Annotated in this window: 24 protein-coding genes; all 24 read left to right on the forward strand. The window is 70.8% G+C overall.

Features of this window, described 5'->3' with window-relative positions; translation table 11 throughout:
* Positions 1-11 precede the first annotated feature (11 nt).
* Positions 12-725, forward strand: coding sequence for a hypothetical protein (locus ACGFU7_RS26405; protein ID WP_393698782.1), 714 nt, complete (start codon positions 12-14; stop codon positions 723-725).
* Between the two features lie 30 nt (positions 726-755).
* Positions 756-1,511, forward strand: coding sequence for a hypothetical protein (locus ACGFU7_RS26410; RefSeq protein ID WP_393698784.1), 756 nt, complete (start codon positions 756-758; stop codon positions 1,509-1,511).
* A gap of 181 nt (positions 1,512-1,692) precedes the next feature.
* Positions 1,693-2,124, forward strand: a complete 432-nt coding sequence (locus tag ACGFU7_RS26415) for a hypothetical protein (protein ID WP_393698785.1) — start codon at positions 1,693-1,695, stop codon at positions 2,122-2,124.
* Positions 2,125-2,150: 26 nt separating this feature from the next.
* Positions 2,151-2,555, forward strand: coding sequence for a hypothetical protein (locus ACGFU7_RS26420; RefSeq protein WP_107501899.1), 405 nt, complete (start codon positions 2,151-2,153; stop codon positions 2,553-2,555).
* Complete coding sequence (locus ACGFU7_RS26425; protein WP_143669095.1) at positions 2,552-2,905, forward strand: hypothetical protein; 354 nt, start codon at positions 2,552-2,554, stop codon at positions 2,903-2,905. The genes ACGFU7_RS26420 and ACGFU7_RS26425 overlap by 4 nt, the downstream gene beginning before the upstream one ends.
* Before the next feature lie 30 nt (positions 2,906-2,935).
* Complete coding sequence (locus ACGFU7_RS26430) at positions 2,936-3,325, forward strand: hypothetical protein (protein WP_366505192.1); 390 nt, start codon at positions 2,936-2,938, stop codon at positions 3,323-3,325.
* Positions 3,322-4,128: a DUF317 domain-containing protein gene (locus ACGFU7_RS26435; RefSeq protein ID WP_124264737.1), complete on the forward strand. Its 807-nt coding sequence runs from the start codon at positions 3,322-3,324 to the stop codon at positions 4,126-4,128. Before ACGFU7_RS26430 ends, ACGFU7_RS26435 begins: the two co-directional genes overlap by 4 nt.
* Positions 4,125-4,958 carry a DUF317 domain-containing protein gene (locus ACGFU7_RS26440; RefSeq protein ID WP_393698788.1) on the forward strand — a complete coding sequence of 278 codons (834 nt, stop codon included), beginning with the start codon at positions 4,125-4,127 and terminating at the stop codon, positions 4,956-4,958. The genes ACGFU7_RS26435 and ACGFU7_RS26440 overlap by 4 nt, the downstream gene beginning before the upstream one ends.
* Before the next feature lie 49 nt (positions 4,959-5,007).
* Positions 5,008-5,358 (forward strand): hypothetical protein, encoded by a 351-nt coding sequence (locus ACGFU7_RS26445; protein ID WP_393698789.1) that lies wholly within the window; start codon positions 5,008-5,010, stop codon positions 5,356-5,358.
* On the forward strand, positions 5,355-6,182 hold the full coding sequence (locus tag ACGFU7_RS26450; protein WP_393698791.1) for a DUF317 domain-containing protein: 828 nt from the start codon (positions 5,355-5,357) through the stop codon (positions 6,180-6,182). The genes ACGFU7_RS26445 and ACGFU7_RS26450 overlap by 4 nt, the downstream gene beginning before the upstream one ends.
* Before the next feature lie 68 nt (positions 6,183-6,250).
* Complete coding sequence (locus tag ACGFU7_RS26455; protein ID WP_393698793.1) at positions 6,251-6,841, forward strand: hypothetical protein; 591 nt, start codon at positions 6,251-6,253, stop codon at positions 6,839-6,841.
* 5 nt (positions 6,842-6,846) lie between these two features.
* Positions 6,847-7,638, forward strand: coding sequence for a DUF317 domain-containing protein (locus tag ACGFU7_RS26460; protein ID WP_393698794.1), 792 nt, complete (start codon positions 6,847-6,849; stop codon positions 7,636-7,638).
* A gap of 44 nt (positions 7,639-7,682) precedes the next feature.
* Complete coding sequence (locus tag ACGFU7_RS26465) at positions 7,683-9,476, forward strand: type IV secretory system conjugative DNA transfer family protein (RefSeq protein WP_393698796.1); 1,794 nt, start codon at positions 7,683-7,685, stop codon at positions 9,474-9,476.
* Positions 9,477-9,556: 80 nt separating this feature from the next.
* Complete coding sequence (locus ACGFU7_RS26470) at positions 9,557-10,333, forward strand: hypothetical protein (protein ID WP_393698797.1); 777 nt, start codon at positions 9,557-9,559, stop codon at positions 10,331-10,333.
* 103 nt (positions 10,334-10,436) lie between these two features.
* Complete coding sequence (locus ACGFU7_RS26475; protein ID WP_393698799.1) at positions 10,437-11,207, forward strand: hypothetical protein; 771 nt, start codon at positions 10,437-10,439, stop codon at positions 11,205-11,207.
* Positions 11,208-11,233: 26 nt separating this feature from the next.
* Complete coding sequence (locus ACGFU7_RS26480) at positions 11,234-11,440, forward strand: hypothetical protein (RefSeq protein ID WP_393698800.1); 207 nt, start codon at positions 11,234-11,236, stop codon at positions 11,438-11,440.
* A 34-nt stretch (positions 11,441-11,474) separates the two neighbouring features.
* The gene (gene trpA, locus ACGFU7_RS26485; protein WP_393698927.1) at positions 11,475-12,272 is read left to right on the forward strand and encodes a tryptophan synthase subunit alpha; all 798 of its coding nucleotides are present in this window, start codon (positions 11,475-11,477) and stop codon (positions 12,270-12,272) included.
* Positions 12,265-12,726, forward strand: a complete 462-nt coding sequence (locus ACGFU7_RS26490) for a hypothetical protein (RefSeq protein WP_393698802.1) — start codon at positions 12,265-12,267, stop codon at positions 12,724-12,726. Before trpA ends, ACGFU7_RS26490 begins: the two co-directional genes overlap by 8 nt.
* Before the next feature lie 97 nt (positions 12,727-12,823).
* Complete coding sequence (locus tag ACGFU7_RS26495; protein ID WP_393698929.1) at positions 12,824-13,696, forward strand: hypothetical protein; 873 nt, start codon at positions 12,824-12,826, stop codon at positions 13,694-13,696.
* Complete coding sequence (locus ACGFU7_RS26500; RefSeq protein WP_393698804.1) at positions 13,693-14,958, forward strand: DNA cytosine methyltransferase; 1,266 nt, start codon at positions 13,693-13,695, stop codon at positions 14,956-14,958. The genes ACGFU7_RS26495 and ACGFU7_RS26500 overlap by 4 nt, the downstream gene beginning before the upstream one ends.
* Entirely contained in the window at positions 14,959-16,074 is a 1,116-nt protein-coding gene (locus tag ACGFU7_RS26505; RefSeq protein ID WP_393698806.1) for a DnaB-like helicase N-terminal domain-containing protein, read from the forward strand.
* 50 nt (positions 16,075-16,124) lie between these two features.
* On the forward strand, positions 16,125-17,489 hold the full coding sequence (locus ACGFU7_RS26510; protein ID WP_393698807.1) for a DUF317 domain-containing protein: 1,365 nt from the start codon (positions 16,125-16,127) through the stop codon (positions 17,487-17,489).
* Between the two features lie 244 nt (positions 17,490-17,733).
* Positions 17,734-19,356 (forward strand): hypothetical protein, encoded by a 1,623-nt coding sequence (locus ACGFU7_RS26515; RefSeq protein WP_143669099.1) that lies wholly within the window; start codon positions 17,734-17,736, stop codon positions 19,354-19,356.
* A complete protein-coding gene (locus ACGFU7_RS26520) occupies positions 19,356-20,132 on the forward strand; it encodes a hypothetical protein (RefSeq protein ID WP_097243091.1) in 777 nt (258 codons plus the stop codon). The genes ACGFU7_RS26515 and ACGFU7_RS26520 overlap by 1 nt, the downstream gene beginning before the upstream one ends.

Raw genomic sequence — 20,132 nt, forward strand, 5'->3', positions numbered from 1 at the left:
AGGACCCCCACTTGGCCCTTGCCGATCGTTGCCTGACCCTGGGGCGCGACGAGCACTCCGGGGAAGTCCTCGCCCGCGGCGGCGATCCCGAAGCCCACAGCATTCTGCAACGCACCGGCTTCGTCCCCGTCGTCCGCCTCCACGAGACCTATCACCGCCTGCCCGTGGCCCTCGACGCAGCGGAGGAGAGACGTCTCGCCATCCGCGCCGTCGCCCGGCTCCGCGCCGTCAAATACCACGTTGAGGCCGACGAAGCCTTCGACACCGAAACGCGCGAGCCTCACTATCTGCCGCTCGGATCACAGGTCGCGCACCTCGTCGAGCAGATCCACGAAGCCACTACCAGCGACGAGGTCTCCGACGTACTGACCGAACTGACGGCCTCCCACGACGGCGTGCTCATCGCCCTCGGCGAGGTCCTCACCGCGGCTGCCGCGTTCTATTCCGACCTCGGCCAGGCCCCGGATCCGCACACCGCCAAGCGGCTCCAGTACCTCGTCGAGCACCGGCTCGGCGTCATCTGGTCCGACCTCACCCACATGCGCAACGACCTCGCCGACCGGCACCAGGACCATCCCCAGCGCCGCGCCTGCGCCGCCGAGGTCGGACCGGACGAACGCGAAGCATCCGCCGTCTGCGCCTGCCCGCCTCCTCCACCGCGCCTGGCCACCAGCCCTGTCGCACCGCCGACCGCACCTGCCCCCGCGGCACGCCCCCGGCACTGACCCCGCTCCCCTTCCTTGTCTGAGGAGACCATGCACGACCCCACCCCCGACACCGGCCTCGGCTCGTTCGCAGCCGTCCTGGCCGGCGAACTGCCCGGCGACTGGACCAGCACGTACCACCCGGACCGTGGCGGCCTCAGCGTCCACCACGTCCTCACCGACCGCGTGTGGGACATGAATGACGTCGCCGACGCCCTGGCCCAACGCAATGTGGACCACTGCGCCGTGCTGCACCGACATGACGGCACCCGCCTCTTCGTCGCCGAGCAGCCGGGCCGCGGCGAGGGATACCTCATCGCCGCCATGGCCCCCGCCGACGCACCGGAGGAGGCGTTCCGCGGCGTACGCGAGCCCGACGGTCTCGCGGTCGACGCCGATCCGTTCGGCGCCGCCGAGGACGTCACCGTCGACCTGCTGCCCCGGTACTACGTGGCGCTCGCCCAGGTGCGCGGCAACGCCGACCGGCTGGCGCTGCCGCCGGCCGACCCGCAGCGCGTCGTCATGACCTGGTCTGACGGCTCGCTCGTCGTCGACAAGCCCGACCGCGCCGACATCGCTCGGGCCCTGACGGACAACGGCTTCACCTTCGACCCGGACCGCGACGTCCTGGTCCTGTCCGGTGACGACACCGCCCACCAGGCCGCCTCCGCACGAGCCGCTGGGGCCCGCCTGGACGAACTGGGCATCGGCGTCGTCCTGCGTCACCCGCAGGCCCGGCCGGCACTGGGCACCGCCTCGGTCGCGCCGCCGGCCCCGACGGTCGCCGCCCCGCACCGAAGCCGATGACGCGCCGCGACGACGAACCGACCTTCTTCGCCCTGGACTACGTCACCATCACCCGCGACCCGCGTACCCAGCTGGCGTCGCGATCGGCGGCGACCCCCGTGCGGCGGGCATCCTGCAGACCGCCGGCGGCTTCCACTGAGCCCCGAGCGCCGGCCGCGACTACCACCGCCTCCCGCACCACATGCCGGTCGAGCACCAGCGCCATGGCGCCACAGCCGCAGCCCACGCCCTGCTTCTCGCCGGGTACAGCGTCCATGTCGCCCCCTCCCTGAACACCCTGGCCGCTCCCGACGGCGACCGGCAGGCCGCCCGCCGCTACCTCGACCGACTCACCGAGCGCGCCCGTGCCGCCGAGACCGACCAAGACATCGCCGCCGTCCTGGCCGAGATCGCCGCCCCGGAGGAGGGGCTGCTCCCGCAGTTCTTGCAGTCCCTGATCTCCACGTGGGCGACGTGGGGCGAGCGCCGCCGCAAAGACGGCCTCGACGACCATGCCCGGCGGATCACGCAGATCCGCAACCAGGCCGCCCGGCACACCCCGCCGGCCGCCGCTCCCGGAATGAGCGTCCCGCCTCCAGCCCCCTCGGCCGCGCCGTCTGCGCGACGGCGATAGGCCCGACCCGTAGGAGCCACCCTCACGTGGGAAACCGTGCCGACGACGAAGGCACCGACGTCACGATCTACCGCAAGGCCCTGACCGACACCGTCCACGCCGACACCCCAACCGGCGCGCCCGAACAGCTCCTGGCCCTGCTCGACCGCCTCGGTTTCGAGCGCCAGACTCTGGCCGCCGCCGGGCCGGTCTACATCTGGCACGAAGCGCCCGGCCACCTCGACGAGGCCGCGAAGAAGCAGCTCGCCACCCATGCGGTGCCCTGGCTGCACAAGGCCGGATACATGGTCCACATCACCGATGACGTCTGGGACTCCGCCGCCTACACCGACGCCGCCACGGCGATGCGCAACCAGAACGTCCCGGCACCGCCGCCGGCCGTGGCCGCAGTCCGGACCACCGAGCCTCCGCCAGGCACCCGCCGCCGGTGAGACGACCAGCAGCAGGAGCATGCCCCGGCCTCCGCACCGCGCTCTGCGCGTGCGCGCCGTACCCGCTGGCCACCCGACCACGCCGGCCCCGCACCACCGGGGCCGGCACCCACCCTCACCAGGAGCCCCCCGTCACCGACGAACCCGACCGCACACCACCGCCCATCAGCACCAGCCGCAGACCCCGCCTGGCCACCGCCCTGTTCCGCCGATACCTGCGCGCCGTGACCGTCGGCAGCGGTGAACGCACCATCCCGCTGGCCGGCGGACGCCCCGAGGCAGCACTCGACGAAGCCCGCCGCCGCGACGCCCTCCTCGTCGACAGCTACCGCCTCCGCCACCACGACTAACACCCCCGAACCGCCCTGTTCAGGAGGCCCATGACCGACTCGAACCTCCCTTCCGTACAACTGGCTGAAGCCATCGCCGGGCAGCTCGGCCAGCTCCGTCGCCTCCTCGCCCTGGCGCCGCCGCACGAGGCGGCCCAGATCCTGGCAGGCGTCCTCGACTACGACACCGGCATCCTCGGCGAGGTCACCCAACTCGTCGAAACCGGATCGCGTTTCGCGAAGGTCCACTCCGAGCACGGCGTCCTGCCCCCCGAGGTCTGGCTGGCCCTCGGCCGCGCCGCCAACGAACTCGACAGCGTGGGCGGCGACCTCGCCGAACACACCGGCACGATCAAGCAGGTGGCCAAGCCCACCGCCCCCTCCAGCAGGCCGACCTCTGCGCCGGTCGCGTCCGCGATGGTCATCAGGCGGCGCCGGTGAAGAAGAACCAGCAGTGGGCCGGCTGGGGCCCCACCAGTCAGCAGCCCCAGCAGCACTACCTCGTCGAGCCCCGCCACCTCGCCGGCGGCGGCGACGTGCGCTACGTCACCGAGTTCCTGCGCGCCTCCGGGTGGAAGGACAGGTCCAAGAACGGCGGACCGGCCGTCTTCGACAGCCCCGACAAGTCCGTGCGCATCGGATACGACCCGTTCACCCAGCCCGGCGGCTGGACCATCAGCGGGAAGCAGACCGCGACGCAGGAGGCATGGCACGCCACCCTCGGCCGCCAGGTACCCGTCGAGATCGTGGCCGGAGTAACCGACGCGCTCACCCGGCCCCGATCCGCGCACGCCCCCAACGTGTGGGAACCCCTCCAGCAACAGGGCTGGGAAACCGAGCGAGGACAGCACTTCACCGCGCGCAGCCCCGACGGAGACGCGTTCGTCCGCTTTCACCAATCCGCTCCCGGACAGGCGCACTGGTGGGCCGGCGCCCGCAATGAACACGGCCGGGTGTGGGAGGCCGTGTTCACGCCGACCACACCAATGCACCTCGTACAGGCGTTCAGCACCGCGCTCGCCGATCCGCAGCCGGTGATGCGGCCCCTCGGCCACGTGCCGCCCTCCCAGAAGATCCGCACCACCTCGGTGTCCGTGCTGCCCTCGCAACTCAGCGCCTGGCAACAGGCCCGGATCACCGCGGCCCGCGCCGCCACCTGGGCCAGCAACGCCTTCGCCACCAACAAGGCGCGCCCCCAAGGCCCCGGAGCACGCCCGTACGCCAAGGCCGGACGGACGCGGTGAGCCACGAACGCTTCTACTCCCGCGCCAACGGCCCCACCCTGCATCGCGTCAACACCGTCCGCTGGCTGGACGAGGTCTCGCCGCGGCACCTGGCCGGCGGGGGCGACCCCCGGCATGTGACCGAGCACCTGCTCGCGTCCGGCTGGAGCAACCACTCGGTGCCCGGCTTCCCGCACGTCCTGCTGGAGAGCCCCGACCACCGCCTGCACCTCACGCTGGAGCCCCAACCCGACGCACACAGCACCTGGTGGCGGATCCACCCGGCCGAGAACCGCACGTGGTCCGCCCAGTTCGGCGGCCATGCGCCCGTCGAGATGATCGCGGGGTTCACCGACGCCCTCGACAGCCCAGCCCCGCACCCGGACACGGACCTGTGGCACCTCCCTGCCAGCCGGGGCTGGTCCCGGCTGGCAGGCAGAGAGCAGGCCGCCCTGTCCCCGGACGAAACCGCCCTCCTGTCCCGGGTCTCCGCCATCTCGGAAACACCCCGCTGGCGCTGGACCGTCCAGGTCTCCGTCCCCCTCTCCGACGGGCAGCATCGGTGGATCTGGAACGCCTCCATCGACGAAACCGCTCCGGCCGCCGCACTCGCCGGATTCGTCACCGCGCTCACCGAGCCCGGCCCGCTGCTGCGCGACGAGGGCCAGACCACGGCCCTCACGTTCGGATACCTCGACTCCCACCGGAGCGTCGTCACCCCGGAACAGCACCGTCGCCAGCATCTGCAGCGTCTCGAAGCCGCTGCGCGTACCGGCCCGCCCCATCCATCACCGTCAGCACCGGCCCCGCCCCCTCCCCAGAGGCAGCCCCGCCACAAGAAGCACCGCTGACCAGGCGCGCCCGTACGCCCTCCTCTTTCCCCCTTCACGAAGGACGTTGATGCCCAACCCCTCTGTGCCCAGCACTGACCAGGTCGCGCAGGCGACCGCCACCCTGGCCCAGGCCAAGGACTACCTGCGTACCCATCCGCCGGTATCCGACGTACTGCCGCTTCTCGCCGGGCTCCTCGACGAGGACACCGGCGTGCCCATCCTGCTCGGCGATGTCCTGCGCAGCGCCGCGCGCCTCATCGCCCAGCAGACCAGCGCCGAGACCGACGAGATCCGCCTGATCATCACCGGACTCCGGGAGGCCGCCCAGGAGGCCACCGACTGGCATGTCCTGCACTGGGACGTGCAGCGCCTGCGCGGCTACACGTCCGAGACAGCCGGACCGCCGCCGACCACGTGACGCGCCCCTACATCGCCAGCAAGGCCGACGACCCCTGGTCCCGAATCTGGTTCGACACCACACCCCGCCACCTCGCCGGACCCGGCGACCCGCGCCATGTCACTCAGGCGCTACGAGCCGGCGGATGGAAGAACTTCGGCGACCCCGACTTCCCCCACGTCGTTCTCGCCAGCCCCGATTACCGACACACGCTGGTCCTGGAACCCACACCGGAGACGTACGGCTCCTGGTGGCGCATCTCCTCAACGCCGTGGGGCGGATGGCACGCATCCTTCGGCGGCAACACGCCCGCCGAGATCATCGCCGGATTCACCGACGCGCTCCTGCACCCCCCGCCCGAGACCGAGCCGGACATCTGGCCCGTGCTGCAGGCAGCTGGCTGGACCTACGAACGCGACGAACGAGGCAACGAGCACGCACGTCACCCGGACGGCATCACCACCATGGAGCGGTCGGCCACGCTGACCAGCGACCACTTCGCCTGGACTGCCGAAGTCGCTCTGCCCACCGGGCTCGGCGGCCACAACCGGCTGTGGCACGCGTACTTCGACGACCGCACCCCTCGCCACCTGCTCGCAGGCTTCGCCGCCGCCCTCACCGATCCGGCCCCCGTCTCCCGTGGCCACTACGACGTCCCCCACTCCCACCTGGTCACGCAGGTGGAACGCGGAGCCCAGGGTGATCAGCTCGCTGCCGCCCACGACGCGCGGCTGAAGGCCATCCGGACCGCCGCCCGCAAGACCCGCCGCACTTCAGCACCCACCACACGTCCGGCCTCGGCGCCCGGCGCCGAGGCGACCGCGCCTGCGGCCCGAAGCCGCTGAACGGTGCGGAGCGGCCCCAACCGCTGCGCACCCCGCCCCGACCACAACCGCACGCCCGAAGGCCCTTCTTGACGATCTCACTCGAACCCGGGAGCCAGGAGCACCGGCTCTACCTGAGCCAGCTCGCGCTCTACCTGCGGCACAGCCGGCAGATCCTCGCCGCCTGGGACCACTACTCCGCCCGGCACTCCGACCCCGAAACGTTCCAGCCCCACGACGAAGACGCCTACGGCCTGCGCCAGCAGCAACGCGACGCCCACACACTGGCCGCTTTCGGCCACGTCTACTACCACGCCGACGAACTGGTGTACGTCGCCGAACAGCAGCTCGCCCAGCTGTCGGTATCCGACCGTACGCGGCGCTTCGCCTGGCAGGTACGGGAATTGCATGAGGCCACGGAATGCCTGTACGCCGTCTACGACGACTGGCTTACCGTACGCGCCGCGCTGCCCGAGAGCGCCCGGCCCGGCACGGCGGCGTACGAGGAACCGCTCGCCGAGAGCTACGCGGAAGCATGGCACTACCTGGACCAGTGGGCGATCCACGGCCAGGCCCTCTTCGCCGTCAACGCGTTGGCCGAACGGCAGTCGAGGGCAGCCGCACCCACGGCGGTCGCCGCCCCTCCGGCACCCGCCGCTGCTGCCGCGGTACGGCGCTGAGCGCCGTGACCGAGTTCATCGAGCAGACCCTCATCTCGCCCCGCTATCTGGCCGGTAGCGGCGACCCGGCCTGGGTCACTGTTCCCCTCCGTCGCGCCTGCGGCTGGAGCACCGCCGGGGATCCGCTGGTGCCGCGGGTCATCCTCACCAGCCCCGACCAGCTCGCCCAGCTGCGGATCGCGCCGGACCCGGACCCGGCCGAGCCGTGGTGGACCCTGCGTCATGCGCATCACGGTGATCAACGCGCCTGGGAGATCACCTTCGACGCCCAGACTCCGGTCGAGATCATCGCCGCGGTCACCGACACGCTCACCGCGTCCGCCCCACCGCCGACGGCGTCGGTCGACCCGTACGATCCGCTGCGCGCGGCGAGCTGGCATGCTCCCCGCCACCACGACGGTCTCACCTCGCCCAAGGGGATGAGTTCCCCCGACGGCCTGGCACGGGTCGACCGGATCGTCGACGAGAGCGGGCGCAGCACCGGCTGGATCGTCGAAACGTCCGTCCATCACCTCCCCGCCATCTGGCGCGCGTATGCAGTCGTCAACACCCCGTCCCACGTGGTCTCCGCGTTCTTCGGTGCGCTGGCCGACACGACGCCCCTCATCCGGCATCCACACCGTGTTCCCTCTCTGGCCGTCACTCACGGCAGCGCCAGCACCCGGCAGGTCAGCGCAGAGTCCGTCGCCTTCGCGCTCAGGAACCGCACCACCGCCCTCGCCCAGCGGAACTCCGCATCGCCGCCGTCGGCGCCTCCCGCTCCGCCGCACGCCCCCACGGCGCGTCGCGCCCGCTGAACGGCGCCACCGCGCCCCACCTCCACGCTCCCTGGAACAGCCCCTTGCCCCAGCCCAACTCCACGTCCACCGATGGATACGACATAGCCTTCCGCGTCCTGGGCGTCGCCCTTGCCATCGCGGTCCCCCTGGCCAACCTGGCCTGGGTGGGCGGCACTATCACCGCCCGAGTCACCGACGCCGACACCGGTGCCCCGTACCAGCCCGTCGCAGCCCTGCTCCATCCCGAGCAGCTGTGGCCCCACCTCGGTGAAACGTCCCTGCTGATCGGGACGCGCATCGTCCCCGGCGCCCTGCTGCTGTCCCTCGCCGTCACCGCGGCCGTGCTCTACAAGCGGCACAAGGACGGCGGAAGCGGACGCAGGAAGCGCGTCGTGGGCATGGCCAAGCACAAGGACATCGAACCCCTGATGTCCAAGGCCATCACCGCCAAGGCCCGCTCTCTGCGACCGAGTTTGAAGGACGCCAAGCGCATCGACGCAGCCGATTCCGGCATCCTGCTCGGCAACCTTCAGGGCACCAAGTACGAGGTGCGGATGGGATACGAGGACGTGGCCGTCGCGATCATGGCGCCCCGCTCCGGAAAGACCACCAGCCTGGCGATCCCCTCCATTCTGGCGGCGCCCGGCCCGGTCCTGCTCACCTCCAACAAGGCCGCCGGGGATGCCTACACCACGACGATTGACGCGCGGGCAGCCGTCGGCCGGACCTGGTCGATGGACCCGCAGCAGATCGCCCACGCCGAGCGGGCCATGTGGTGGAATCCCCTGGCCGACGCCAAGACCCTCGACGGCGCCGGACGCCTTGCCGGTCACTTCCTCGCCGCCAGCGTCGACGCCAGTCAGCAAGGTGACTTCTGGTCCAAGGCCGGGTCGAACATCCTGAGCCAGCTGTTCTTGGCCGCCGCGCTCGCCAAACGGCCGATCACCGACGTGATGGCCTGGCTCGCCTTCCCCGCCGACCGGACCCCGCTCGACATCCTGCGTGACCACGGCTTCGCCGCGGTCGCCGCGCAGCTCAAGGGAACGGTGGAGGGACCGCCGGAAACGAGGGATGGGATCTATGAGACGGCCCGCCAGTACGCCGCAGCCCTCCTGAACACTGAGATCGCCACCTGGGTGACACCGCAGAAGAACGTGCCGGAGTTCACTCCGTCCGCGTTCGTCACCTCGAAGGACACGCTCTACCTGCTGTCGAAGGACGGCGGAGGCGGTGCCAGCGCGCTGATCGCCGCGTGCGCGGACAGCGTGATGCGGGCCGCGACCGCTCAGGCCGAACGTGCTGGTGGACGCCTCGATCCGCCGATGCTCGCGATCCTCGACGAGGCAGCGAACGTCTGCAAGATCAGCGACTTGCCCGATCTGTACTCCCACCTCGGCTCGCGGGGCATCATCCCGATGACGATCCTGCAGTCCTACCGTCAGGGCCAGAAAGTGTGGGGGGACGCGGGCATGGACGCGATGTGGTCCGCCTCCACCATCAAGGTCATCGGCTCCGGCATCGACGACCCGGACTTCGCGGACAAGCTGTCCCGCCTGATCGGCGACCACGATGTCGAGACGACCTCGACCTCGACCTCGGATTCGGGGAAGTCCACCTCCGTGTCGATGCGGCAGGAACGAATCCTGGCCGCCGACGCCATCCGTGCCCTGCCCAAGGGCACCGCGCTCGCGTTCGCCACCGGAATGCGCGCGGCCATGCTCGACCTGCGCCCTTGGTATCTCGAGCCCGGCGCCGGCGAACTCTCCGCCGCCTCCGCCCGCGCGTCTAAGGGCATCACCGAACGCGCCGTCGCCAAGGCGGCACCGAAGCAGAGCGACTTCGGCCCGGCCGCTTAACCCTCACCGCGCCGGCGGTCCCGCCCCACTCAACTGGAGAAGAGACTCATCGCCCCCTGCCCGCCCGTACGGCGGCGCTCATGACCGAGCCACCCGCCGAAGCCCTGCTGTTCGACGTCCCGCCGCCACCTACCCCCGTCGAGCGGCTGCTCCATCTGGCCGACCAGTACACCCAGCACAACGACGCACTCGATCTCCTCCTGCGCACCACCGCCCCGTCCGGGCCGGACACCCACGCCGAGTCGGCGTTGCGCCTGGCAGCCGACACCCAGTCCGCGATCAAGGCGGTCCAGGGCGAACGGCTCTACGAGAGCGTGGAGCTGGCCGAGACGGTCATGCGTCTGCAGCAGCTCGCCTTCCTCGCCACCGCCTCCGCCTCCGCCTCCGGGGACCTTCATGCCAGGACGGCTCGCGGGCTGACCGCCCTGGCCCCGGAAGCCGCCGTCAGCTGCGCGGTGACCTTGGCCGCCGAGACGCGCCGGCGCCGCTGGGCCTCCGCCCCGGTCGCCGATCAACGGCTGACTGCCGTTCAGTGCGACGCCCTGACCGAGATCGCCCGCGGGCACGTCGTGGCCGGCAGTTCTCTGGAGCGCGAGTTCACACGCTCCCGCGAGCCCAAGGTACTGATGAGCACCCTGCGTGCCCTGGAGGCGAAGGGCCTGGTCGAGAGAACCGCGAACTCGGCGCACGCCGCCTACGTCGGCGGCCCGCCCCAGGATCGCGTGCGCCTCACTGCGGCAGGCATCACCTCCCTCGCCTCGGTCATCGAACTGCCGCCGGCAAGGCCGAGCGCCGCGCCCGGGACGACGCCCCGCCCCCTCCCCGCTACCGCGCAGGCCACCGCCCGAAGCCGCTGAACCATCCCAGGAGCCACCCATTCCCACGCCCCCGACCGATCTCCACGAACAAGCCCGCCAACTCCGCCAATTGGCCCGTGACTTCGAAGCTCTCAAGGCGCGCGTGCACGACGTTTCGTACACGCCCGGCACGGACGCGCTGCGCCGCATCGGCCCCCTCCTCTTGCATGCCCAGGACCTCACCGCCACCGCCATGGTGCGCCTGACCGCGCTCGACAACAGCGCGTACACCCACGTCGCCGGCAGCCGTGCCAGCCTGGACCTGCTGTCCTCGGTCGTGTCCTCGTCGTCGCTCGCCGGCACGGACCTTGCCCACGTTCTGCTCGCCAACCCGTACGAAGGGGCGCAGTTCGCCGGGTACCCGGCCGACGACGAAGCGGTACGCGCCGCCCGGCACGCCGAGGCCATTCCGAAGATGAACGGGCACCTCAACGATGCCGTCCATCAGCTCGACCTGTGCGCGACCGGCTGCCACTACCTCGCCCACGGCATCGCCGAGGACCTCGCCTCCGCTCAAGATCACAAGCCGCCGGCTGTACAGCAGACGGCAGGGGCCACGCTCAGCCCCGCCCAGTACGACGCACTCACCGCGCTGGCCGTCGGCGGAAACCTGTATGAGAGTTCGACGCGCGGGCTGGGCATCACCCGGGTCACCACCCAGGACGGCACCCGCGTCTCCATCGCCACCTACCGCGCTCTGGCCAAGCGCAGCCTGGTCATCGCCGACACCGGCACCTCTCTGTTCCAGGGCCAAAAGATCACCGTGACCGAGGCGGGGCAACGCGCCCTGGCCGAGCCTCGACCTCGCGCCGCCCTGTCAACGGCGGCGGCCACCGCCCCGAAGGTCACAGCGGCGCAGGGTGTTCGACGCTGATCCAATACGCACCCTATGAGCGGGTCATGGTCTCCCCGCGATACATGGCCGGCGCCGGGCTGCGCGACGCCACGGACCGTACACGCGACCTCGCCGACGGCCTCGACGCCGTCCGTCCCGCCTTCACCGCCGAACCACCTGCACGCGCGGCGCCGCCCCAGCCAGTCCCGCATCCCGCCGCACAACACACCGCCGCAACTACGCCCACCCCGTCGGCCGGCCGTCGCCGCTGACCTGCGACGGCTCATTCACTGAGAAGGACACACCCTGGCAACCGCCGACCGCCTCCACACGCTCCTCACCCAACCCCAGTGCGCGCTCGGGGTGTTCATCCCAGCCGGCGTGCACCAGACGGACGTCCAGTGCCGCCAGCTCGACCACCTCGCCCAGTCCGGGGCCGACCTGTTCGAGATCGGCCTGCCCTGTGCCAACCCGGTCCTCGACGGCCGCCTCATCCGGTCCGCCTACCACCGCGCCCTGTTCAAGGGGGACGTCATCGACCGCACCGTCCGTGCCGTGGCACACGCCGCGTCGCTGCGGCCGACGGTGGTGATGACCTACTGGGAACCCGTCCGCTGCCACGGTCCCGAACACCTGGCTCGCCTGCTCGCCGACGCGGGAGCTGCGGGAATGATGGTGGTCGACCTGCCTCGGGACGAGACGCTCCGCTGGCACCACGCCGCCCACGCCGCCGGACTGTCCGCGCCGCGCCTCGTTCCGCGCGCCACTCGGGACAGCGACCTCCCTGCCGCGATCGACGGTGCGTCCGGCTGGCTCTACGCACCCGCAAGCACCGGCCCCACCGGCTACCAGGGCCCGCTCGACCTGACGGCCCTCGGCGCCTTCACCCAGCGGCTGCGCGCCGCGAGTCCGCTGCCCGTGGTCTCGGGCGTGGGTATCTCCAGCCCCGGCCTCGCCGCCCGCGTGGCGCCACTGGTCGACGCCGTCGTCATCGGCACGCCCATCGTCCGGGCCCTGCTGTCGGACCCTGCCCCGGCCGCCGCGGTGACGGCCTCGTTCGCCCAGGCCCTGCGCACCCGGATCGGCGCGGCCCTCGATGCCTGATGCGCCCAGCCCCCACGAGGTTCTTGATCAGATCGCGGCCGACGCACGCGACTTGCGGCGGTCCCTGCGCAACGCCCCCGTCGACTGCGCCCGGGTCCTGACCGCTCGCGTCGTTGAGGCGCAGGCGCTCGCAACTGCCGCGCTCCACCTTTTTCTTGCCCTGGAGCGGGAGGTACCGCGCGATCCGTCCACGCACCTGTTCCGCCTCGGCCGTGTGGCACGCACCGCCAAGGCTGCCCAGGACGCGAGCGCGGAACTTACCGCCGCCCTGACGCGCGCCGTCGAGAACCAACAGCGCCGAGCCGACGCCGCCACGCCGTCACCAGTGCTCCTGCGGCCCACGCCGCAGCAGTTCGTCGCCTCCGCCGCTGACCTGCTCGACGGCCTCCTCGCCCTCTGCGACGCGCTGCGCCGAGACCACCAGCCGTCTGCCGCGCCCGCGCCGGCGCGCTGAGGTACCCCTCCGCTTCCCACGCCCTCCAGGACCCACCATCACCGAACAGCCCCAGTTCCGCGCCCTGTCCCTGGGCGCCGGAGTCCAGTCCAGCACCCTGCTCGCCCTGTCCGCCGCAGGTGTCCTTCCCAAGGTCGATTACGCGATCTTCGCCGACACCGGATGGGAGCCCCGCGCCGTCTATGACCATCTCGACCGCCTGGAGCGTGAGATAGCCGCCCCGGCCGGCATCCCCGTCCTGCGTGTGTCCACCGGGAACATCCGCGACGACGCACTCGACCCGCACCACCGGTTCGCTTCCATGCCGCTCTACATCCTCAACCAGGACGGCAAGGCCGGGATGACCCGGCGGCAGTGCACCGGCGAGTACAAGATCAAACCGATAAAGAAGCAGGTCAGAGCCCTCCTCGGCTACCCGTACCCAGCCCGGATCCCTGTTGGGGTGTTCGTCGAGCAGTGGGTCGGCATCTCCACCGACGAGTTCCACCGCGCCAAGGACGCGGACGTGAAGTACATGCGCAACCGGCACCCGCTCATCGACATGGGCTGGTCGCGCAGCGACTGCGTCCGGTACCTGTCCTCCCTCGACCTCGCCGACACCCCGAAGTCGTCGTGCTTGGGGTGCCCGTTCCACGGCAACGCGCAGTGGCGCCATATCCGTGACACCTCGCCCGAGGAGTGGGCGGACGTGGTCGAATTCGATGCCGCCATCCGCCAGGGCAACGCCCGCGCCAACGCCAGCGGCAACCGCCTGCTCGGCCAAGCCTTCCTGCACCGCTCGCGAATTCCTCTGGCCCAGGCCCCCATCGATCACGTCACCGCCGCCGAGTGGGCCGCCCTGCAGCAGGAACTTGGCGACGACCACGACGCCACAGCGCTGGAAGAGGGCGTCACCGACGGTTGCTCGCCCTGGGCTTGCCGGGGCGACGCAGACGCCCTGGCCCGCGACGATTTCGGGCTGGCCACGTGATCGTGCTCGATCTGTTCGCCGGGCCCGGCGGCTGGAGCCACGCCCTGACCGTCCTCGGCGTACGCGACATCGGCCTGGAATGGGACGAGTGGGCCTGCAAGACCCGCGCCACAGCCGGGCAGTTGACCATCCGCACCGACGTCGCGATGTACCCGGTGGGGCCCTTCCTCGGAAAGACGGCCGGACTCATCGCCAGCCCGCCCTGCCAGGCATGGTCGATGGCCGGCAAACGCCTCGGACTCCTCGACCAGCCCCTCGTCCACCAGGCCGTCGCCGACCTCGCCACCGGCCACGACACCCGCGAACAGCTCCTCACCGCCTGCCAGGACGAGCGCTCCCTGCTGGCCGCCGAACCCATGCGCTACCTCCACGCCCTCAATCAGCACGGCCAGCCCGAATGGATCGCCATGGAGGAGGTCCCCGATGTGCTGCCGCTGTGGCGCCAGTACGCCGCGATCCTGCGCAGTTGGGGGTTCTCCGTGTGGACCGGCATCCTGAACGCGGCCGATTACGGAGTGCCGCAGACCAGGCGGCGGGCGATCCTGCTCGCCTCGCGCACCCGCACCGCCGAGCCGCCGCCGCCCACCCACGCCAGGGTCGCCGAGCCGGAGTCTTTGTTCGGGCCGGGCCGCGCCCGGTGGGTGTCCATGGCCGAAGCCCTGGGCTGGGGCGCCACCGACCGCCCGGTGCCGACCGTGTGCGCCGGCGGAGGCCCGGGAGGCGGCCCCGAGCCTTTCCCGTCGGGATCACGCAAGACCCTCAGCGACGCCCGCGACCGCGGAACCTGGAAGCCCCAGAGCACCCTCATCCTGCAGTCCCGCCGGGAAGGCGCGGGGTGGACGGCTCGGCACGGTGCCCGGGAGAACCGGCTGGCCGACGAGCCTGCCCCCACGTTCACGGGCGAAGCACACCGCTGGTCATGGTCACTGCGCAGCAACAACCAGTCCAACGCGACCGTACGCCGGTCCGACGAGCCGGCTGGCACCCTGTTCTTCGGCCATCGCGCGAACGAATGCGTCTGGATCGCCGTAGCCGCCCCCAGCACCGCTGGCGAGGAGCAGCCGGCGCCGGAGTCCATCCGGATCACCGCCCAGGAAGCCGGCCGCCTGCAGACCTTCCCCGCCGACTACCCCTGGGCCGGGAACAAGGGGCAGGTCTTCGGCCAGATCGGTAACGCGGTGCCGCCCCGGCTCGCCGCTCATCTGCTGGCCCCGTACCTCGGCCAGACCCTCCGCCCCGACGACTTCACCCTGGCCGCGTAGATGCCCCATTCCACCGACCCGTACGAAGACGACCTAGGCGACCTGCCCTCTCCGCGGCCCGTCCACTACGCAGAGCAGTCCCTGCTCGGTGCGCTCCTCCTGGATCCCCACCGGCTTCCCGACGTCCGCGGCCTGGGAGCGGAGCAGTTCAGCAATCACGCCCACGGCGCCCTCTTCCAGGCCATGCGCACGGTGCCGCTGCCCGATCCGGAGGCCCACCGCTCCGATCCCGCCTGGCTCAACTCCATACTCGACGCGGCCCGCCCCCAGGCCCCCGGGCTGACGGTCTCCTACCTCCACACCCTCGTCCAGGTCTGCCCGTGGCCCCAGCACGCGCCGACGTACGCCCGGATGATCCAGTCCGATCACGCCCGGCGCACGCTGCTCATGCACGCCCAGCGCCTCGCCCAGACCGCGGTCGACGCCACCCTGCCCCACCGGGCCGCCGCCACCCTGGCCCAGGCCGACGCCCTCGCACAGTTCCTGGACACGCTCGCCGGACAGTTCGCCCCGCACCCCGGCTCCCTGCCACGCACCGTCCTGCCGGAACAGCCCACGGCACGCAGCAGCGAGGAAGCCCTCGACGAGGAAAGACTCCTCCTCGCCACCGCCACCGCGCATCCGACAGCTCTGAAGGACATGCGCTGGCTCCAGCCCGACGATTTCACGCAGTCCCTGCACGCAACCCTGTGGCAGTGCCTGACCTCGCTGGTCCACCGCGCAGAGCCCGTGGACCCGGTCACCGTGCTCTGGGAAGCCCAGCACCGCGGACTCCTCGCGGCCGGTGACCTCGCCGCCGGTGACCTGATGGCCCTGGTCTCCACACCCGTCGGGTCAGCCGGGTACTGGGGTGAACGCATCCTTCAACGCGCCCTGCTGACCAGCGCGTGCGACGTCGCCACACGGATCGCCGCCTACGCCGAGGACCCGGCCAACACGACGCACCAACTGATCACTGGCAGCCGCCGTGCCCTGGCCGACCTCACCGCCCAACGCACCCGCTGGCAGCGCAGTACCGCCCCCACACCTCCGGCGACTCCTCGTGCCCCGCGCAGCCCGGCCGTCTCCCGCGCCGGTCCGCCGCCCCGAGCTACCACAGCACGAGCACTCCGATGACCCCTGATCCGGCCGGCCCGCTCCGGCCGGATCCGCGAAACGAGACCAGATTGCCGCACCCCGAAGCCGCCCCTCACATCCGCCTCGACCTGTACCAGGAGCGCTCCAGCGCCGTCACCGCCACCATCACGGGCGCCCCCACCCGCACGATCCACGCCCTTCTCGCCATCCACGGCTTCGAGCCGCTGGACGAACAGACCATGGTCATGGCACGCATCGACCGCGAAGAACCGCACTACGCCGAGCAAGCCACACGCGCCCTGCGAGCCGAGAACATCACCGTGGACATCACCCCCGAGCTGCGCGACGAGATCGACACCGAATGGACCTGGGCCAACTACCCCATGCCTTGGTGCTCGCGCGAGGAGATCCGCGAGGTTTCCAACGACGCCCAGAAGATCTACGACGACATCCGGCACGGGCGCCTGATCATCCACGCCCACGCCCACGACGGCTGGACCACCGTCGCCGTCGGCACCTACCGCGACGGCCCAAGCATCCACCTCCACGGGGAAAACCACCTGCGCACCGAATCGACCCGGTACGACAACCCCGTCGAAGCCATCACCGAGTTCGATCGCCTCTACGGCGACGCCGTACGCCCCGGTCCGGCACCGGCCACCAGCACCGAACACGAAGCTGAACGGGCTCGCACCTCGCTACCGGGTGCGGCCGACACTCAGCCGGCCCCGGCGACGACCGGGCTCGTAGACGCGCACGCTGCTGCGGCTGGCAGCCACGAGGCGCTCCTGGACGACTTTCTCGAGTCGCACGGAGAATGGAAGAAGTGGAGAACCTGGGACGACAGCAGCACCGTCGCCAACCACGAATCGCTTACCCTACGGGCGCTCTTCGACCACGAGGCCCAAGGGCGCGATAACAAATGGACGCTCGCAGCGTACGAGACGCCGGTCAGTGAGCGCCTCTGGTCCGCCACCGCTACGGCCTCCACCCCCGCCGAGATCGTGCTCGCCATGCTGAACTCCGCTGCCAGCGAGTCGGCATGGGGCCCGTCCGCCAGCCTCACGGAGACCACCATCATTGAGGCGACGCGTCCGCTCGCCGACGCGGGCTGGAAGCAGACCATCGAAGGCCGCTACATCCGATGGGACGCGCCCGGCAAAGAAGCCGCAGGCATCCAGTTCGATTCCTTCGCCGTCGGCCAGCGGCCCGACGGTCCCCTGCCGACCTGGACCGTATGGGGCGGCAACACCGTCCACCAGCCGACCTGGGCGCTGGAGCTCTCCGCGCACGTCCCAGCGCCCCTTCTGCAGGACATCGCCTTCGAACTTGCCGAAGGACGAAGCGTACGGTCACTCCAGCCAATACCTCCAAGAGGTCCGGCACTGCGCACCGCCCAGGCCGATACAACGGTGCCCCCACCGGCCCCCTTCCTTCCCGGACGGCGCCGGTGACGGGGATCGCCACCCGGCGGTGGGCGCTGATGCATGCCGGCGAGGAAGTGGAGGCAGCCGTCCTGCCCGCGGTGGCACCGGAAGGCTAGCCATGCTCGTTCTGGGACTCGCTTCGCCATCGCGGCCTGAGCCACCGCCCTCTAGCCTCGCATTCACGCGCAAGCGTCCGGGAGTCTTCCCAGGTCACAGGGCATATCGAGACCGAGCAGGAAGCGATGTCAGACATGCCTGATATACAGCAAACATGGCATATAACAAGGAAGAGGGGCATGATCCATACAATGTGGATCTAGATACCTATGAATCAGAGGCCCTGACGGCGGACGAGCGTGATCTCTTCGCCGAGCTCCGCCAGTCCGCTGTGGCCGCGCCCGAGTGGCAGGAACTGGTCCGGGCCCCCGGGTTCATGCGGCGGCGGGTGTCTCTTGCTCTTTCGGGGGTGCTGCACGACTTGGCGCGACGCCCGGGACCTCAGCCGTTCTCGCGACAGCGGTACGACCTGGTGAGTTTGGCATTGGCGGCGCTGGACGCTGTGGTCTCCCGGCAGGGGCTGGAGGATGAGGCCACCACTGAGGAGATCGTGCGCTTCTTGACTGGGATGGCGGAGCGGTCTGCGCCGGACCGTCCCCACGACGAGCACGTGGCCGTGGCCCGGTTCGTGTGGCGGGGCCTGCTCAACGACGACGCCGGTGGGGCCGATTTCACTGTTGATTGCAGTGACTTCCGTGACGGTCACCAGATGCAGCCAGTGCGGTTCCATCTGGTGCGCGAGGAACCGCACCGCTCCGGCAACCCCGTGGTCCGGGCCAGCAGCGAGGCAATCAACGTGCTGCTGAGCGGCCTGGACCTGGCGGTGGAAGATGCGCAGGCGGCGATGGACACGGTGCTGCGGCGCCAGATCGAGGGCGGCCAGTGGAGCCGGGCCGAACAGAGTGCGGCTCAGAGTCTGCGCCTTTCGGTCGCCTACGCCGAGCGAGTGCGCACCGTACTGGTGGCGACGGAACGCGATGTGGCGTCGGTGGACTGGAATCAGCGGGCACCGGAACTGCTGCACGAGGCACGCGAGCACCTCACGGAGCGCCTGGCAGCCGAAGGTGACCTCATCGACCGGCTGCGCCAGACCCACAGCGGCTTCGGAGATGACCAAGTGCGGCAAGCCTGCGGGCGGGTACTGGACCTGCTGCAGCGCGCTTACACGCGCCACTCGGAACTTCACGGGCAGGTCATGCGTGCGGAACCGACCTTCCTGGATGCTCAGGCGTCCCAACGGTTCCGGCCCCCCGCGCAACTGCACACGGTCGCGATGAAGGAAGACGTCTTCACACCGCTGCTGAACCTGGACTGGGCCGAGGCCCTGGATGTCGCGGAGGCATTCGCCGAGGCAGTGTGCGGTCCGGTCGTCGGCGCTCTGCCGGTCCTGGCGGATCTGTATCCGATGCTGCTCACTCCGCCGCGGGAGAACCTGGCCGCATTCCCCGACGAAGACGTAGAGATCATCGACGATGGACTGGATATGGCACCGGCCTACGACAGCACCGTCTGGGAACAGGCACTCGCCGTCCTCACCCGGGCTCGGGGTGGGCCGATGCGGTTGTCGCAGCTGCTGGCCGACGCCGCACCCTTGGGCCCCGTGGTCACTGACCTGGTGGCGCTGAGCGTACTGCGGGCCTTTGCGCCCAACCCCGAGGACGCCGAAGCAGATACCGCTGACCCGGATCCGGCCGTCCGGCTGAGAAGCCTGATGGCCTCTGAGCTCATCGTGCTGGACGACGGCATCTCCCTGACCTCGGCCACCCACCAGGGCAGCGACCTGCTCAGCCTTCCCGCGCCCGCCGTGCGCCACGTTGCAACAGAAGAGGCCGCTTGATGAGCACCACCACCGCCCCACGCACCCAGCAGATATCCGATGCGGCCCGGTTGGTGCGCTACGCGTGCCAGCCCCGCCGCAAACCGCTGGGGGATGCCGATTACCACGAGCTCGTGGAGCGCTACCGGTCCTCGCCCGCGTTCCGGGAGGTGGCCGATGCCATCGCTGAGGGCATGACGCTGAACGTAATCACGGCCCACTCTGAGGAGGGCCTGCGAGTGTCGGCCGTGACCGGAGGGCTGTTCGCCTTCAAGCTCGCCGACCTGCCGGCCAAGATGCGCGACCCCAAAGACCGGCTGGTCTACGGGCTGATCCACGTAGCGATCGCCGCGCACGCCTACCCCACCGCCGCCGATCTGGAAGAGGAGACGATCAAGCGGGTCTCGGTCAAGGAGATCGACGCGTTCGTCCGCCACCTGATCCACCGGCTCCGCGAGGAGGCCGAGGATGACGCCGGGCTACTGCCCGCAGCCGCCGCCGCCCAGGCCGCCTGGAACGCGTACGACGCGCTGTCCCCGCACCGGCTGACCAAGACCGGGCAACTGGCCGCATCCTCCAGCCTCGGCAGGATCAAGGCCGTCCTGGACTGGCTCGTCGGGCAGGGCTACGCCCAACAGGCCAGAGCCCTAGGACCGCTGGAGTACCGGCTACTGAACAGCTTCCGCCTGCAGGTAGCCGGCGCCGCCGCCTTGCCCGCCTTCCAAAAGATCACCGATGTACGCCGTCAGCAGATCGCGGACACCGACCCCCACCCTGCTGCCGCCGAGGAGAACTGA

It is taken from the genome of Streptomyces sp. NPDC048473, assembly GCF_043200155.1.
Lineage (GTDB): Bacteria > Actinomycetota > Actinomycetes > Streptomycetales > Streptomycetaceae > Streptomyces.